This is a genomic window from Chryseobacterium sp. JM1 (assembly GCF_000737715.1).
GTDB lineage: Bacteria > Bacteroidota > Bacteroidia > Flavobacteriales > Weeksellaceae > Chryseobacterium.
Window position 1 is genome coordinate 440,981 of record NZ_JPRN01000002.1, and the last position, 15,310, is coordinate 456,290.

Annotated in this window: 17 protein-coding genes; 9 read left to right on the top strand and 8 right to left on the bottom strand. The window is 38.7% G+C overall.

The window, feature by feature from the left end; translation table 11 throughout:
• Positions 1-386: 386 nt before the first annotated feature.
• The 3 genes from IW22_RS23515 to IW22_RS04180 form a co-directional block, all read right to left on the bottom strand.
• A complete protein-coding gene (locus tag IW22_RS23515) occupies positions 387-1,205 on the bottom strand; it encodes a helix-turn-helix domain-containing protein (protein WP_051891036.1) in 819 nt (272 codons plus the stop codon).
• Positions 1,206-1,296: 91 nt separating this feature from the next.
• Complete coding sequence (gene thiL, locus IW22_RS04175; RefSeq protein ID WP_034724344.1) at positions 1,297-2,361, bottom strand: thiamine-phosphate kinase; 1,065 nt, start codon at positions 2,359-2,361, stop codon at positions 1,297-1,299.
• Positions 2,362-2,429: 68 nt separating this feature from the next.
• Positions 2,430-2,924: an acyl-CoA thioesterase gene (locus IW22_RS04180; RefSeq protein WP_034724345.1), complete on the bottom strand. Its 495-nt coding sequence runs from the start codon at positions 2,922-2,924 to the stop codon at positions 2,430-2,432.
• A gap of 345 nt (positions 2,925-3,269) precedes the next feature.
• Here IW22_RS04180 and IW22_RS04185 point away from each other — a divergent pair, with 345 nt between their 5' ends.
• The 5 genes from IW22_RS04185 to IW22_RS04205 are packed head-to-tail and all read left to right on the top strand — an operon-like array spanning position 3,270 to position 6,860.
• Positions 3,270-4,478: an NAD(P)/FAD-dependent oxidoreductase gene (locus IW22_RS04185; protein WP_034724347.1), complete on the top strand. Its 1,209-nt coding sequence runs from the start codon at positions 3,270-3,272 to the stop codon at positions 4,476-4,478.
• Positions 4,475-4,864 carry an energy transducer TonB gene (locus IW22_RS04190; protein ID WP_034724349.1) on the top strand — a complete coding sequence of 130 codons (390 nt, stop codon included), beginning with the start codon at positions 4,475-4,477 and terminating at the stop codon, positions 4,862-4,864. Before IW22_RS04185 ends, IW22_RS04190 begins: the two co-directional genes overlap by 4 nt.
• Before the next feature lie 31 nt (positions 4,865-4,895).
• Complete coding sequence (locus IW22_RS04195; protein WP_034724350.1) at positions 4,896-5,306, top strand: energy transducer TonB; 411 nt, start codon at positions 4,896-4,898, stop codon at positions 5,304-5,306.
• Between the two features lies 1 nt (position 5,307).
• Positions 5,308-5,946 (top strand): DUF2306 domain-containing protein, encoded by a 639-nt coding sequence (locus IW22_RS04200; RefSeq protein WP_034724351.1) that lies wholly within the window; start codon positions 5,308-5,310, stop codon positions 5,944-5,946.
• Positions 5,943-6,860: a YARHG domain-containing protein gene (locus tag IW22_RS04205; protein WP_034724352.1), complete on the top strand. Its 918-nt coding sequence runs from the start codon at positions 5,943-5,945 to the stop codon at positions 6,858-6,860. The genes IW22_RS04200 and IW22_RS04205 overlap by 4 nt, the downstream gene beginning before the upstream one ends.
• 253 nt (positions 6,861-7,113) lie before the next feature.
• Here the strand turns inward: IW22_RS04205 and IW22_RS04210 are convergent, their stop codons facing one another.
• The 3 genes from IW22_RS04210 to IW22_RS04220 all read right to left on the bottom strand — a co-directional run bounded on the left by IW22_RS04210 (position 7,114) and on the right by IW22_RS04220 (position 8,829).
• Complete coding sequence (locus IW22_RS04210) at positions 7,114-7,509, bottom strand: DUF2809 domain-containing protein (protein WP_034724353.1); 396 nt, start codon at positions 7,507-7,509, stop codon at positions 7,114-7,116.
• Between the two features lie 164 nt (positions 7,510-7,673).
• A complete protein-coding gene (locus tag IW22_RS04215; RefSeq protein WP_034724354.1) occupies positions 7,674-8,333 on the bottom strand; it encodes a thioredoxin family protein in 660 nt (219 codons plus the stop codon).
• Between the two features lie 7 nt (positions 8,334-8,340).
• On the bottom strand, positions 8,341-8,829 hold the full coding sequence (locus IW22_RS04220) for a TlpA family protein disulfide reductase (RefSeq protein WP_034724356.1): 489 nt from the start codon (positions 8,827-8,829) through the stop codon (positions 8,341-8,343).
• Between the two features lie 263 nt (positions 8,830-9,092).
• Here IW22_RS04220 and IW22_RS24130 point away from each other — a divergent pair, with 263 nt between their 5' ends.
• The 3 genes from IW22_RS24130 to IW22_RS04225 all read left to right on the top strand — a co-directional run bounded on the left by IW22_RS24130 (position 9,093) and on the right by IW22_RS04225 (position 10,270).
• The gene (locus IW22_RS24130) at positions 9,093-9,257 is read left to right on the top strand and encodes a bacteriocin (RefSeq protein ID WP_117616559.1); all 165 of its coding nucleotides are present in this window, start codon (positions 9,093-9,095) and stop codon (positions 9,255-9,257) included.
• 27 nt (positions 9,258-9,284) lie between these two features.
• Positions 9,285-9,443, top strand: a complete 159-nt coding sequence (locus IW22_RS24135) for a bacteriocin (RefSeq protein ID WP_117616560.1) — start codon at positions 9,285-9,287, stop codon at positions 9,441-9,443.
• Positions 9,444-9,766: 323 nt separating this feature from the next.
• Positions 9,767-10,270, top strand: a complete 504-nt coding sequence (locus IW22_RS04225; RefSeq protein ID WP_034724357.1) for a hypothetical protein — start codon at positions 9,767-9,769, stop codon at positions 10,268-10,270.
• Positions 10,271-10,691: 421 nt separating this feature from the next.
• Here IW22_RS04225 and mutS read toward each other — a convergent pair whose 3' ends face one another.
• Positions 10,692-13,280, bottom strand: a complete 2,589-nt coding sequence (gene mutS / locus IW22_RS04230) for a DNA mismatch repair protein MutS (protein WP_034724358.1) — start codon at positions 13,278-13,280, stop codon at positions 10,692-10,694.
• Between the two features lie 372 nt (positions 13,281-13,652).
• On the opposite strand from mutS, the gene IW22_RS04235 reads away from it, so the two are divergent.
• Positions 13,653-14,183 carry a GNAT family N-acetyltransferase gene (locus tag IW22_RS04235; protein WP_034724360.1) on the top strand — a complete coding sequence of 177 codons (531 nt, stop codon included), beginning with the start codon at positions 13,653-13,655 and terminating at the stop codon, positions 14,181-14,183.
• Between the two features lie 180 nt (positions 14,184-14,363).
• Here IW22_RS04235 and IW22_RS04240 read toward each other — a convergent pair whose 3' ends face one another.
• Complete coding sequence (locus IW22_RS04240; RefSeq protein ID WP_034724362.1) at positions 14,364-15,245, bottom strand: cupin-like domain-containing protein; 882 nt, start codon at positions 15,243-15,245, stop codon at positions 14,364-14,366.
• Positions 15,246-15,310: the final 65 nt, after the last annotated feature.

Below are 15,310 nucleotides of genomic sequence, written 5' to 3' on the forward strand. Positions count from 1 at the left end.
CGGTTTTTTCGTCCTGCAAAATTCCTCTAAAAAATATAGCTTTACCATACAGGAACTGAAGGAAGACCAGCACAAAGTGAGGATACGGGGGCGAGTTTGAGAGTCGGAGAGTTTTAGGGTTTGAGAGTTTTGGATAGTTATAAGTTATTAATTATGAGTGATGAATTTTATGATGCGGGGTTAGAGAGGATGGAGAGTTGGAGGGTTTTAGAGTGAGAGGGTTTTGGAAAGTTATAAATGATGAGTTTTAAGGTGCAGGTTTGGATTGTCTGAAATCTGATGTCTTGTGTCTGACATCTCCCCCACAAATTCACCATTCACTTGCGCAGCAAAATTGACCATTGACACTTCTCAATCTCAGCCTTAGCCTCAACCTAAAAATCTACCTACTCTTTTCCGGCCTTAAACCCATCTGGGTTCTGACCTGTATGCTTTTTGAAAAATCGTGAGAAGTAAGAGGCATCGCTGAACCCCAGTTTAAAAGCAATTTCTTTAACGGTTAAAGCGCCAAAACTGAGTTCTCTTTTGGCTTCGAGCACCAATCGCTGGGCGATCATCTTTTTCACGGTCGTTCCTCTTGAAAGGCGGACAATATCATTCAGATGATGGGCACTTACCTTGATCTGATCTGCATAGAATCCGGTGTCCTTCTCGACCGTATAATGTTCCTCGATCAGGCTTACCAGCTTCTGGATGCGTTGTCTGTCATTAATTGAGGGATCCTGCAAATTGATCTGTTCGGTTATAATGATACAGAATGCTCTTAGGTAGGTTTTTAATAAATCTATCCTTGATATTCCATTATATTCCTCTTCCATAAGCGAGATAATAGTACTGCAAGTTTCTGCACTTTGAGGATCCAAAGAAAAGGGGCACGTTCCACCTGTGAGGATTGTTTCTATGTCGCAGACTTCTTTAAATATCTCCCGGCTTATGGCCAGCACATAGCCTTTTTCACCTTTCAGCTTCATATTGAAAACCTGTCCCGGTGCAATGATACAGATCTGGTTATTTTTGAGGGAATGATGTTCAAAATCCAGTTCTAAACTGCTGTTTTCCTTCACCTGTCTGAACCATATGATTTCAAAGAAATTATGCCGGTGAACATCATTAAAGTTCTCCGGATGTCCGCTATCCAGAGTCATCAGCTGAAACTGTTCGGAGGTCAGATGATGCACGGGGATATTTTTTTCTGATGGATTCATCTATGCACTTCTTTAATGTTATTTGGCTAAACAAAAACCACAGCAAAAAAAGTGCTGCGGTTTTCTACAATATTCAAAATTAAATATAATTTTATCCATTCTGCTGGTTACCCAGGAAAGCGTCCCAGCCTTGTGCCGTAAGTGGTACAAGCTGATTGGAGCCTCTTGCAACCATATGGTTCCCCTCTTCATTCTCTACTGCATGACCAATGATTGTAAAATCAGGATGGTTTTTAATTTTATCAAAATCATTCGGAGAAATGGTGAACAGCAATTCATAATCTTCACCACCGCTTAATGCCGTCATGACAGGATTAAGGTTCATTTCATCCGCCGTAGAGATTGTTAAGCTGTCCATCGGGATCTTCTCTTCGTAGAGTCTGAATCCTGTTTTGGACTGATCAGAAAGATGAAGGATTTCAGAAGCCAGACCATCAGAAATATCAATCATTGAAGTCGGTTTGATACCCAGTTCTTCCAGGATGGTTTTCACATCGGTTCTCGCTTCAGGTTTAAGCTGTCTTTCCAGGATATAATCATACCCTTCCATTTCAGGCTGCATATTCGGGTCTGCAAGGAAAACGGCATGTTCTCTTTCAAGGATCTGAAGCCCCATATAGGCACCGCCAAGATCTCCGCTTACTACCAGAAGGTCATTCGGTTTTGCACCGCTTCTTTTTACGATATTCTCATCGTTTTCAATTCCTACAGCGGTGATGCTCATCACCAACCCGGAATTGGAGCTTGTTGTGTCTCCACCGATAAGGTCTACTTTATATCTTGCACATGCTGCCTGGATTCCGGAATAAATCTCTTCCAAAGCCTCCACCGGAAAACGGCTGGAAACGGCAAGAGAAACCAAAATTTGTGTAGGAACAGCATTCATGGCTGCAATATCACTAAGGTTCACGACAACCGCTTTGTATCCTAAATGCTTTAAAGGAACATAGCCTAAATTAAAGTGAACGCCTTCTGCAAGGACATCCGTTGTCAGAACAACTTTTTTATTTCCAGGATTGATAACAGCGCCATCATCTCCTACTCCAAGTTCTGAAGACTCGTTGGACAGTGGAAAATGTTCTGTCAAGTGCTTTATAAGACCGAATTCTCCTAATTTGGAGATGGGGGTCAGTTCCTGTGATTTATCTTCAAACATAATTTTTTCTATTTTGTAAAATGTCCAGTGTAAAATGTATTCATGACTTTGAACATTAACCTTGAATTTTATTTCGTGAATTCTGCCGGATCCACATTATCCGGACGGAAAGGAAGTTTTTTGAAATCTTCTCTGGTCATCACGATGGTCTCAGGGCTTTTATATTTGTTCATTGCTTCTACCACATCATCCGGTGGTGTTGTCATTTTTCTCAGCATCATATCGATCCATACTCCAGTAGCTTCCGCAGTAGCACAATGTACTCCGTCCGGCGTATAGAATTTATGGACAAATCTGTAGATGGATGAATCTTCTGAGCATCCATCGATTTCCAGGCTTACAATAACCGTCTGGTCTGCATAGATTTCTTTGAAGAAAGAATACCTTTCATGCATGATCACCGGCCCGATTCCCCATCGGCTTAACTGGGTAACTCCCATTTTTTCTTTGGTCATAAAGGCCATTCTGGACTGCGCACAGTACTGTACATATGATGAATTGGCTAAGTGCTTGTTGGCATCAAGATCACTCCAGCGTACTTCGAATTTATGGTAAAAAATCATGTAAATACGTTTTAAATATGCTCTTATAAAGTTTCCGTTTATTTTTCAACCACAAAAGTCACAAAAGAGATTGACATTTTAAAATACATTAAGTTCACAATCAGACTACATATAAGTTCACATAAAAAGAAAATCTACGATTTTCAACAAACTTAAGTGCTCTTCCTATGCGCGATCTATTTCACTTAAAAATAGCTAAAGTGTAAAAACTTTTATTGCTTTTGTGGTTAATAATCTAAACTTTAAAGTTCAAAAATTATATTCTTCAAAATTACTCAAATAAGATGGTTTATAAAAATTGTACTTTTGAAAAATATAATCTTCAGCATAAGATTACACCTATACATGAAACAGATCATCATTATCGGAGGCGGTGCAGCAGGCTTTTTCTGTGCATCGAATCTTGACGAAAAAAAATACAGCATTACCATCCTGGAACAGAACTCGGATGTACTTCAGAAGGTAAAAATATCAGGCGGCGGGCGTTGCAACGTCACCCATGCCTGTTTTGATCCCCGGGAACTGGTTCAGTTTTATCCGCGGGGTAATAAAGAATTGTTAAGTGTTTTCACTAAGTTTCAGCCGGGGGACACCATGGATTGGTTTGACCAGCGCAGCGTTCCTTTGAAAATAGAGAATGACAACCGCGTGTTTCCGGAAAGCAATTCTTCGCAGACCATTATCAATACTTTCCTGACTGAAATTCAGAATAAAAAGGTTGAGGTTAAAACAAAATGTTCCGTTAAGGAAATTGAAAAACAGGGCGAACAATATCTTGTCAAGACCAGTTTGGGAGATTTTCAGGCGGATTATGTCGTTTATACCACCGGAAGTTCTCCAAAATCATTGAAGATCATTGAAAATCTGGGTCATAAGATCGTGGATCTTGTTCCTTCCCTTTTTACATTCAATATTAAAGATGAATTGCTACAGGATATTCCGGGAACGAGTTTTGAAAATGCGGAGATTTCGATTCCAGCATTAAAAACAGAAGAAAGCGGACCATTATTGATTACCCATTGGGGGCTTTCCGGACCTGCTGTCCTGAAAATTTCAGCGTGGGAAGCCATAAGTCTTGCGAAAGCAAAGTATCATTTTGAGATCGAAGTGAATTTTATTTCAAAATCGATGGATGAAGCGGAAGAAAGTTTCCTGAATTTTAAACAGTCCAATCCGAAAAAGACCATTGGACAGGCGAAGATCTTTGAGGTCACCAACAGGTTCTGGCAAAAAGTACTGGACGTTTCAAAAGTTGATCTAAATAAACAGGTCTCCAATATCTCAGCAAAAGAAATGCAGCAGATTCTTGAAAACCTTTGCAGAAAAAAGCTGAAAGTTACAGGGAAATCTACTTTTAAAGATGAGTTCGTGACCGCCGGAGGTGTTGATTTAAAAGAAATTAACTTCAAAAACATGACTTCAAAACTTCTTCACAATTTTCATATTGCCGGTGAAGTTCTGAACATCGATGCGGTGACGGGAGGTTTTAATTTCCAGGCGTGCTGGAGTGAAGGATGGCTTATTTCACAACATTTAAATCATTTAGAGATATGAAAAAAATAACAGTATTAGCTCTGATTTTCTTATCAGTGACTGCATTTTCACAGACACAGGAAACCGTGAAATCCTCTCAGACAGAACAGACAGGTAAACCTGCAGAATACCCTGGAGGGTTCGGAGAATTTAGAAAAACAGTTGGTCAAAAAATAAGAATAGACCGAATAAAAGGGGCAAAGGGAAGAATAGAGTCTAAAGCAGCATTTTCAATCAACCTTAAGGGTGAAATAGAAAACCTTGTCGTAAACGGAGAAAACGAAGATTTTAACAAAGAAGTGGAAAGAGCCATACGATCTATAAAACCAAAATGGAAACCTTCAACACAGCAAGGAACTCCTGTGGTGGCAAAGTATACTATTCCCTTTGCTGTTACTTTTGAATAATAAAAATGCTTAGAATCCGAAATCTATAGGAATGAAAAAAATAGTATTGTTTATCTTATTTTTAAGTTCAATAACCGCCTATACGCAAACACTGGACACTTTGAAAACTCCTCCTTTACAAGATGTTTCAGAGAAATCTAAAGGTGCTGAATATCCCGGAGGGATGATGGAACTTCGAAAAGATATCGCCAAGAAACTAAAAATAAACAAAATAAAAGGAATAGAAGGAAAAAAGGGAATCTTATTTTCGCAAGCAAAATTTATAATTAATATCAAGGGAAGAATAGAAGGCATTGTGGTAATCGGAGACGATGTCGATTTTAATACAGAAGTAGAGAGAGCTATAAAATCTTTGAGAACCAGATGGAAACCGGCAGAACATAAAGGGGTTCTGGTCCGTTCTTATTATAAGGTTCCTTTTACCTTAACAATGAATAATTAAAATGCTTATAGTCAAAAAATATATCCCTTCTATCTTAAAAACCCTTTTGATTGTAGGGTTTGGATATTTCTTTTGGCTGATGCTTAAAATTACGCTGGAATACATTCCCTTCAATCCGAATGTAAGCTTTCTGATGATCAAACAGACGGAAGTTCAGGACAGACCGGAATATCTTTCATTTTTCTATACCCACGTGTATACCAGTATTTTTGTGCTGTTTTCCGGATTCTTGGCTATTCTCAGAAAGGATTTCGGGATCAAAAATTTTCACAGGAATATTGGAAAAGTCTACATTTTTTTAATCCTGATTCTGGCTGCACCTTCTGGAATCTACATGGGATTTTTTGCCAACGGAGGCTACCTTTCCAAAATCTCTTTCGTTATTTTAGGAAGCCTTTGGTGGTTTTCTACGTACAAAGCCTATCAGTCCGCCAGACAAAAAAAGTTTAAAGAACACAAGCAGTGGATGTGGCGAAGTTTTGCCCTCAGTTTATCTGCTCTTACGTTACGGATCTGGAAAGTAATTATTGTATATTTATTCCACCCAAATCCGATGGATGTTTATCAGATTATCGCATGGCTGGGCTGGATTCCCAATATCCTTTTAATTGAATACCTAATAACAAAAAAACATATATGAAAATCTTAAATTACACCCTTGTTTCTTTGCTGGCAGTTTCTCTGCTGAGCTGTAAGAAAGACGGAAAAACAACCGAAACAGGAAAAGATTCTGTGATCGCTAAAAAGGATTCCGCTGTGGTTCCTGAAATCTATAAAGAATACTACGGAATTTATACCGGAGATTTTGCCGGAAAAGAAATGATTTCTTCTGAAGACGGCGAACAGTATGAAGATTTTGTGAATAAGAAAATTTCTCTTAAGATCAATAGGATCACTAAAGACAGTGTGTACGGACAAAGTATTGTCAATGGAAACCAACGTCCTTTCAGAGGTATTTTTAATGAAAGTATGAAATCTTTTGTCCTGGACGAACCCGGAAACGATAAAACCGATGGCAGATTTGAAATAAAATTGAGCGGCGACAGCATCACCGGAAAATGGAATGCTTTCAATAAAACAGCTGTAAAATCGCCTTTAAAAACCATTAAACTTTCCAAAAAAGAATTTGTCTACAATCCGAACTTTATGCTGGATCAGGATTCTGATCTGGTAGACTGGTCCAATCCTAAGGATTTTGTAGAAAAATATACCGATGAAGAAACCGGAAAAACAGAAAGTTATAAGACTTCCAAAAACAGAATGGCTTCTGAAGCTATTTTTAAACTGAATGCTTCCAAACAGAAACTGACGGAGAAGGAACTTAAAAACTTAAGAAAACTCGATCTTGAGATCATTAAAAACTCTGTTTTTGCGAGACACGGCTATTCTTTCAAAAAGGAGACCTACAGGTATTTCTTTGAACAGACAGATTGGTACATTCCTGTTTCCAATAATGTAGATAAAGAACTTTCTCCAATGGAAAAGGACAACGTAGCGTTACTTAACCGTTTCATCAAGTATGCGGAAGATAAATATGACAGTTTTGGAAGATAGGAGATTTCTAGGTTGAGGTTCAGAAGTGTCAATGGTCAATTTTGCTTCGCAAGTGAATGGTGAGCTTTTTGGGGAGATGTCAGATTTCAGACAACCCAAAAGCTTCCAACGAACATGAATGATAAGAAATGAGTCTATTAAAGTGCTTAAGATGGTGAGAAATGGATTCCTGCTGAGGAAAACGGTACAAAAGTAAGGGCCAGAATGCGACAGTCTTTAATTTTCCTTCTTTAATAGCGGAAAAAAACAGTGTTTATAGGCTCAGTTCTTCTTCCTTTTTTGGATTTAATTTTACAAAAAGATACAGCAAAACACATCCGGCAGCATAACACAGAATATCAATCCATGAGAAAGAATTTCCAATAACGGTATACATCAGGTCTCCAGGACGGAAGCCCAGCTTTTCTGCCACCGTGAAGTATTGGGCGAACTCTACAAGACATGAAAAAACAAAAATCCCGAGAATCAGTTTTTCATTGTTTATTTTAACGAAACTCTTTACGAAAGTGTAGAGAAGCATCACGACAATAACATCTCCGAGATAGGCTCTAACAAAGAAGATATCTGCCAGTTTTGTGGCGATCAGGACTTCTGTAAGGAAGATGAAAATGGTAAGAAGAAAATATTTCAGACTGAATTTAAATTCCATACTTTGTTTTAAGTTTTGGCTAAAGCCTTTATATGATTAATTTTTGTTTAAGCGGGTTAAAGCCCGCTCCTACTGAATTGAACAGCAAAATTAGGTTTTTAAGCCATAAAAAATCGGTATTCAAGAGAACACCGATCTTCTTGTAAACTGCTAAAGCAAATATATTATTTCTTTACTTTGATTGTACATCCGATGGCTACTGTTTTATCCATTTTTACAGGCTCTCCCTTGATCAGGGCATTGACAGCATCCTGCACATAATATTCCGATACATCATTAGGGTTTTCGTAGTTGTTGTCGATAGCACCGATATATTTCACGATATTCTTTCCGTTCTCTTTCTTCAGTACGAATACGTGGGGTGTTTTTGTGGCTCCGTACAACGGATACACCTTTTGCCCTTCATCCACTAAATAAGGGAATGTAAAGCCCTTTTCCTTGGCTCTGTCAATCATCTGTTTGTAGCCGTCTTCGGGCTGTACATTCGGATCATTGGGATTAACGGCTACAACCGGATACCCCTGATTTTTGAATTTCTTATCCAGCTCTACAATTCTGTCCTCATATTTTTTAGCATACGGACAGTGGTTGCAGGTGAAAACAACTATAAATCCTTTTGCACTTTTAAAATCGCTTAAAGAAACCATTTTCCCGTCGATGTTTTTCAACTTAAAATCGGCCGCTGCATCTCCTACTTCATACCCTTTTGCAGATACAGAAGCATTTACTTTTTGAGCGCCTTCTTTTTCATGATCTGCATCTGTAAAGCTTAGCAATCCAAGCCCGGCAATGAATGCCGCCATTAAAATTTTCAGGTTTTTCATATTTATTTTATTGTAAGTTATCGTTAATTGTTTTTTCGAGATCTTCCTTACTCATTTCTCCATCGTTGAAGTGTACTTTTTGACCGTTTTTATAAAAAATGGTTACGGGAATATTCCCATCCCAGTTCTTTTCAAACCTTGGAATCCAGGTATTCATTCTTTTGATATCGTCCAGCAGGATCACTTCGGCCGTAAGGTTTTTATTTTTGATAAACTTAATCACTCTTTCCTTATCCACCAATCTGTCCAGTGAAACCAGGATCATTTTAAACTTCGGATTATCCTTCAGTTTATGGTTGATTTCCATAAAATCAGGCAGTTCTTTCACGCAGGGAGCACAGGTCGTGGCCCAGAAATTGACCACCAAAAGCTTATCATTCTCCTTCTGAATGCGTTTTTCAAGGTCTTCATATTTCATGGACGAAACTTCTGTCTGCTGGGCATTAAAAGCCGTAACACACAGAAGTACAGTTAATAGCGCTAATAAATTCTTCATATTCAAAAATAGTCATTAATTATCATTTAAATCCGGGATGATCTTTAAATGCTTAGTGGTTGGATAAAAAGCTGGAGAAATAGTTAAATACTTTTTTACATATTATCTGCAATTAAAATTCAGTATTTAAATAGAGCTGAGAATACTGTAAAGACCCCATTTATTGGTTTTCCAATGATAATTTTAACAAATTTTTTTAATCACAATCCATTGAATTAAAAGAAATTAAATGTAAATTAGCGTACAATCAAAACAAAATTATTATGAAAAAATCAAGTTTTCAGCCTAAAAAGCTGACCAAAAAAGAGCTTAAGAAAATTAGCGGCGGAGCAAGACCGATTTGTCCACTGGTCGTTAGCTGCTTTGATCCTGCAACGGGTGAAGAACAATACGGAGTATACGGAATCCAGGACGGACCGTGCTGCTAAATAGTGATCACCATTAAACCAAAATGTATGAAAAGCTCAAACATTCAAAGCAGAAGGCTCACGAAAAAGGAGCTGAAGGAAATCAACGGAGGCGCTTCATGTGCTGATGGCCCGTGTAAACTAAGAGGGGTACCCAGCCATTTCATGATTATCGGCCCGAGAGGCAAAGACGGATACTGCTGTTAATCATCATACTAACAATCAATGACTGGAATCGATTTCAGTCATTTTTTTATGCATTATTTTAAGCTGAGTTTGGGAATGGTCAATGGTGAATTTTGCTTCGCAAGTGAATGGTGAAAAGCTTTCAACTTACAAACCCGCGTTACATAACTCATAACTCATCATTTATAACTCATCACTTCCCGAAACTCTCAAACCCTAAAACCCTCCGACTCTCAAACGCGAAACCCTCATCTTAAAACTCATCACTCCCAAAACTCTCCAACCTCTCGAAACCCGTATCCTTTTTAATAACATTTTTTCTTTATTTTACATCAAATTAAAAAATGAATAAACCTTTTATTTTACTTTTTGCCTGCTTTCATATTTTTATAAAAAGCCAGAAGACAAGTACGGACAGTATTTCAGATCTTCCTCCCGCTCCCAGCTATCCTATAGACAGGAAACTTCCGGATCCCTATGAAGGAGTATCCATAGATGATGCGCCAAAGGATCTTGTCGGGAAAATGAATTTAGAAAAAGTCGTTTTTCAACCCGATCAGACGGCAGAATTTCCGGGTGGTATAAAAGCCCTAAAACAAAAGATTTATGAAACAGTGGACCCTTATAATCTAACAGATTTTATTCATTGGGGAACCGTTTATATCATCATTAACGATACAGGAAAGATAGCAGATATTTTTGTTCAGACGGCAAGCAATAATCTTAAAGCAGAGATGAAAACCGCACTGGGAAAAATAAAAACCCGCTGGAAACCTGCACAAAGAAAAGGAATGCGGGTGAATTCTTTAGTTTCATTTCCTGTTTCCTTCAACTTCAATGTAGAATAATGTGAACTCGGTTTAAGACATTTGATTTTTAGGTTGAGGATGAGACTAAGGTTTAGAAATGTCAATGGTCAATTTTGCTTTGCAAGTGAAAGGCGAATTTTGGGAGAGATATCAGACACAAAGTATCAGATTTCAGACATTTAAGTTAAGGCTGAGATTGAGAAACGTCAATGCTCAATTTTGCTTTGCAAGTCAATAATAAATTTTTGGAGGAGATATCAGACATCAGATTTCAGACAACCCAAAAACCGCATCCCAAAACTCATCACTCATAATTAATAACTTATAACTTTCCAAAACCCTCTCACTCTAAAACTCTCCGACTCTCAAACGCGAAACCCACATCTTAAAACTCATCACTCATCACTTCCCGAAACTCTCCAACCCTTAAAACGCTACGACTCTCCAACCTCGCTAAAAGCTATCCTCCAATCATTTTTTTTATCGAATTCAGCTTCATTAAAGCTTCTATAGGTGTCAGGGTATTGATATCTATTTTTGTCAGTTCTTCGCGGATATTTTCCAGAACCGGATCATCCAGCTGGAAGAACGAAAGCTGCATATTTTCTTCTGTGACTCTTTTAATGCTTTCAGAAGTGCTGGTGGTTTGCGTACGGCTTGCTTCAAGGGTTTTCAGGATCTCATTGGCTCTGTTGACCACCTTTGCCGGCATTCCCGCCAGTTTAGCCACATGAATACCGAAACTGTGCTCACTGCCTCCCGGAACCAGCTTTCTTAGGAAGATGATATTCCCCTTGTTTTCCTGAATGGAAACGTGGAAATTTTTCACTCTTTCAAAATTCACCGTCATTTCATTCAGCTCATGATAATGCGTTGCAAATAACGTTTTAGCCTGCGTAGGATGCTGGTGAAGGTATTCTGCAATAGCCCATGCAATGGAAACCCCGTCATAGGTAGAAGTTCCTCGTCCGATCTCATCTAAAAGAATCAGACTTCGCTCTGAAATATTATTCAGAATATTTGCGGCTTCGTTCATCTCCACCATGAAAGTAGATTCTCCCGCTGAAATATTATCGGTAGCTCCTACCCTTGTGAAAATCTTATCTAAAACACCAATTTCAGCATGCTTTGCCGGAACAAAACTTCCAATTTGTGCCAAAAGACACACAATGGCAGTCTGGCGCAGAATCGCTGATTTACCGGCCATGTTTGGACCTGTAACCATAATGATCTGCTGGGAATCTTTATCTAAAAAGATGTCATTCGGAATATATTTTTCTCCTAAAGGAAGTGCGTTTTCAATAATCGGGTGCCTTGCTTCTTTTAAATCTATAGCATAACCCTGATTAAGAACAGGCTTCGTATAACTTTCAGAAACAGCCAGTTCCGACAATCCTGCCGCGACGTCAAGCTGCGCAATACTATTGGAATTTCCCTGAATCTGATCCATATAGACCATGGTTTCAGCGCATACATTTCTATAAAGCTGATTTTCCAGTACGCCTATTTTTTCTTCGGCACCCAAGATCTGGCTTTCATATTCTTTGAGTTCTTCTGTGATATAGCGTTCTGCGTTAACAAGGGTCTGCTTTCTCAGCCAATCTCCCGGAACTTTATCTTTATGGGCATTTCTTACTTCTATATAATACCCGAAAACATTATTAAAATCTATTTTAAGGCTTGAAATTCCTGTTCTTTCAATTTCTCTCTGGCACATTTCATCCAGGAAACCGCGGCCTTTATTCTGAAGGTTTCGCAACCTGTCCAATTCTTCAGATACATTTCCTTTGATGACATTTCCTTTTGAAATATTCACAGGAAGCTCTTCATTCAGATGATTTTGTAAAAACTTGATCAGCTCTTCCATATCAAACAGCGGTTCCAGCCAGGCCAGAACGTCTGCATGCGGATGAAGTAAAGCCTTTATCTGATGAATATTGATCAAGCTTTGACGCAGGTAACCCAATTCTTTCGGGGAAATTTTTTCAGCAGCCAGTTTTCCCATCAGTCGGTCAAGATCCGAAATGGATTTCAACAGCTGACAAATCTCGTATTTCAGATGATCTTTTTCGTTCAGGAAATCAATCAGAGAAAGCCTTCTCATGATCTCATCTACCGATTTTAACGGAAGAATAATCCTTCTTCTCAGCAATCTTCCTCCCATCGGAGTAGATGTTTTATCTATAATATCCAGCAGTGATTTTCCCTGTGGATTACTCGGATATACTATTTCAAGGTTTCTTAAGGTAAAATTGTCCATCATCAGATAATCTTCCTGTGGAATGATCTGAAGCTTGGTAATATGGGCAAGCAGGTTGTGGTGGGTATCTTCAACCAGGTACGCGAAAATAGCTCCTGCAGCCGTAATGGCCAGTGGAAGATTTTCAATCCCAAACCCTTTTAAAGACTTCGTTTTAAAGTGGGAAGTCAGTTTTTCGTAGGCAAAATTGTACTGGAAAGCCCAGTCTTCGAGTTTAAAGGCACTTTTATTTTTAAGCTGTTCCGGCAATTGAACACTTCTCTGATAAACAATCTCGCTCGGATCAAAAGTATTGACGATATGAAGAATCTTTTCTAAATTTCCTTCACTCACCAAAAACTCCCCGGTAGAAACGTCTACCATGGCAATTCCGTACTTTTCTTTTTCTTTGTGAAGGGAAAGCAGGAAGTTGTTCTTTTTTGAATTTAAAACCTGATCATTGAACGTCACTCCGGGTGTCACAAGTTCTGTAACGCCTCTTTTCACAATTCCTTTGACGGTTTTCGGATCTTCCAGCTGATCGCAGATCGCGACTCTCATTCCGGCTCTTACCAGCTTCGGAAGATAGGAATCCACCGAGTGATGCGGAAATCCTGCCAGCTCTATATGACCGTCTCCATTCGCTCTTTTGGTAAGTACAATTCCGAGGATCTGAGAGGTTCTCACAGCATCCTGCCCGAAAGTTTCATAAAAGTCTCCTACTCTGAACAGCAGCAGTGCATCAGGGTATTTTGCCTTAATGGTATTGTACTGCGTCATGAGCGGAGTTTCCTTCTTCGTTTTTGCCATAATAAAAAATGAGCCCCAAATTTAATTAAAATTACCTGAGTTCGGGTTAAGAAAATTGAGATTGAGGGGTTCGAGATTATGGGATGCGGGTTTTTGGGTTTCGGGATGCGGATTTCGAGAGGTTGGAGAGTCGGAGGGTTTTAGAGTGAGAGGGTTTTGGAAAGTGATGAGTTATAAATGATGAGTGATGAGTTTTGTCCCGCGGGTCTTTGAGTTGGACGCTTTTCACCATTGACTTGCGAAGCAAAATTGACCATTGACATTTCTAAACCTTAGTCTGAACCTAAAAATCCGATGTTTTATCCCGAACTCAAGTTACTTATGTATTTCAGAACAAAATATTTGTCGTATTTTTCAAATAAAATAAGTGATATGATCTATCCGGTTTTAGAAACTGAAAGACTCCTTTTAAGACAGCTCGCTCCCCATGATGCAGAAGACCTCTTCGAATATTTTTCCCTGGATGAAGTGATGGAATATTATGATCTGGCCCCTTTCAAAACCCTGGAGGATGCCCAAAATATCATCACCTATTTTAATAATGAATTCGAGAAAGGGAAAGGTTTCCGATGGGCCCTGGAATTGAAATCAGAAAAGAAAGTGATTGGAACATGCGGCTATCACAACTGGTATCCCGAGCATTCCCGTGCTGAGATCGGCTATGAGCTGAATCCTAAATACTGGAAAAAGTCTTATATGAAAGAAGCCATCCTTCCTATCCTTATCTACGGATTCGAAAGCATGAGGCTTCATCGTATCGATGCCTTTACAGACCCTGCGAATATTGCTTCCGAGAAACTTTTACATTCTTTAAATTTTAAAGATGAAGGAATTCTGCGTGATTACTTTTTTGAAAAAGGGAAATTTGTGGATGCTAAGATTTTCGGACTTATTAATGAATAAGATGGGAGATGGGTGTCAGAAGATGGAAGTTTCTGAAGTTCTACAGAACTACTGAAGAATTTTTTAATTAATTTTTTGTTCATTTATCTTTTCGATATTGATCCTCTTGAATTACAACCACAACAAGAAGTATCAGGAGAAACAGTAACTTCCAGCCTCCCTCTTCAAGCTTCCATCCTTTTAACTCTTTCCGGACTTACTCTTCTTTTCAAACGCCTCTGTCCCTTTCTCATACGCCCACTTCTGCTTGTAATTCACCCATTTAGCCTTAAATAGCTTACGCAAAAGCTTATCGGTATACCTCATTATAAAAACATGATACATCATATTAGCGAAAACACCCGGTTTATTGGGGAGCGCTCTGAGTGACATTGAAAACCCCGGTTCTAGATACCTGTTGAAATGCCAGAATGCACCCGGAATGAAGAGGGCATCGCCATGCTCCATGAAAATCTCATACCCTTTGGCGTACTGCAAGGCCGGAAATTTTTCATAATCAGGGTTTTCATAATCAATATCATACACAGTATGAACCGAAAGTGGTACTTTATATAAGAAAGCAGATTGTTTCTGGTCAAATAACAGGATTCTCTTTTTTCCTTCGAAATGAATATGCAGGAAATCCCCTAGATCCACATCGTAATGCATTAAAACATGCGCTTCACTTCCACCGAAGAAAAGCGTAGGCAGTCGTTTAAAAAATTTGATTCCCAGATCAGGATAGGTGAAGTTTTTCAGTAATTCCGGAAGCCGGTCTGTGATGATATAGAAAAAGATCCGCAGATCTGAAGGTCCGCTTTTAATTTTGTTGATATAATCTTTCATCTTCATATTCGTTACCGGCGCATCTGAGCTTTTGGAAGCATCAGCCGGTTTATTGTCGTACAACGGAACGTCCTGGTCACCTGCTTTTTCACGGATATAAGCAAGATTCCATTGGTCAAAGGCATCCCATCTGGCCGCAAAATTTTTAATCAAAAGCGGCTTATGCTTTTTGAAATAATTCTTCTGAAAATCTTCTTTACTGATATCGTGGACTACATCTACGTTTTCGAGGATCATCTTATTTTGTTATTTAATGCGAAATAAAAATAGTGTTTTTTTGAAATCTGTGAAAATTAAAAAAT

Bases quoted from the DNA above. Each gene is read 5' to 3' on its own strand.
- IW22_RS23515 (WP_051891036.1), bottom strand. From the start codon at position 1,205: ATGAATCCATCAGAAAAAAATATCCCCGTGCATCATCTGACCTCCGAA.
- thiL (WP_034724344.1), bottom strand. From the start codon at position 2,361: ATGTTTGAAGATAAATCACAGGAACTGACCCCCATCTCCAAATTAGGA.
- IW22_RS04180 (WP_034724345.1), bottom strand. From the start codon at position 2,924: ATGATTTTTTACCATAAATTCGAAGTACGCTGGAGTGATCTTGATGCC.
- IW22_RS04185 (WP_034724347.1), top strand. From the start codon at position 3,270: ATGAAACAGATCATCATTATCGGAGGCGGTGCAGCAGGCTTTTTCTGT.
- IW22_RS04190 (WP_034724349.1), top strand. From the start codon at position 4,475: ATGAAAAAAATAACAGTATTAGCTCTGATTTTCTTATCAGTGACTGCA.
- IW22_RS04195 (WP_034724350.1), top strand. From the start codon at position 4,896: ATGAAAAAAATAGTATTGTTTATCTTATTTTTAAGTTCAATAACCGCC.
- IW22_RS04200 (WP_034724351.1), top strand. From the start codon at position 5,308: ATGCTTATAGTCAAAAAATATATCCCTTCTATCTTAAAAACCCTTTTG.
- IW22_RS04205 (WP_034724352.1), top strand. From the start codon at position 5,943: ATGAAAATCTTAAATTACACCCTTGTTTCTTTGCTGGCAGTTTCTCTG.
- IW22_RS04210 (WP_034724353.1), bottom strand. From the start codon at position 7,509: ATGGAATTTAAATTCAGTCTGAAATATTTTCTTCTTACCATTTTCATC.
- IW22_RS04215 (WP_034724354.1), bottom strand. From the start codon at position 8,333: ATGAAAAACCTGAAAATTTTAATGGCGGCATTCATTGCCGGGCTTGGA.
- IW22_RS04220 (WP_034724356.1), bottom strand. From the start codon at position 8,829: ATGAAGAATTTATTAGCGCTATTAACTGTACTTCTGTGTGTTACGGCT.
- IW22_RS24130 (WP_117616559.1), top strand. From the start codon at position 9,093: ATGAAAAAATCAAGTTTTCAGCCTAAAAAGCTGACCAAAAAAGAGCTT.
- IW22_RS24135 (WP_117616560.1), top strand. From the start codon at position 9,285: ATGAAAAGCTCAAACATTCAAAGCAGAAGGCTCACGAAAAAGGAGCTG.
- IW22_RS04225 (WP_034724357.1), top strand. From the start codon at position 9,767: ATGAATAAACCTTTTATTTTACTTTTTGCCTGCTTTCATATTTTTATA.
- mutS (WP_034724358.1), bottom strand. From the start codon at position 13,280: ATGGCAAAAACGAAGAAGGAAACTCCGCTCATGACGCAGTACAATACC.
- IW22_RS04235 (WP_034724360.1), top strand. From the start codon at position 13,653: ATGATCTATCCGGTTTTAGAAACTGAAAGACTCCTTTTAAGACAGCTC.
- IW22_RS04240 (WP_034724362.1), bottom strand. From the start codon at position 15,245: ATGATCCTCGAAAACGTAGATGTAGTCCACGATATCAGTAAAGAAGAT.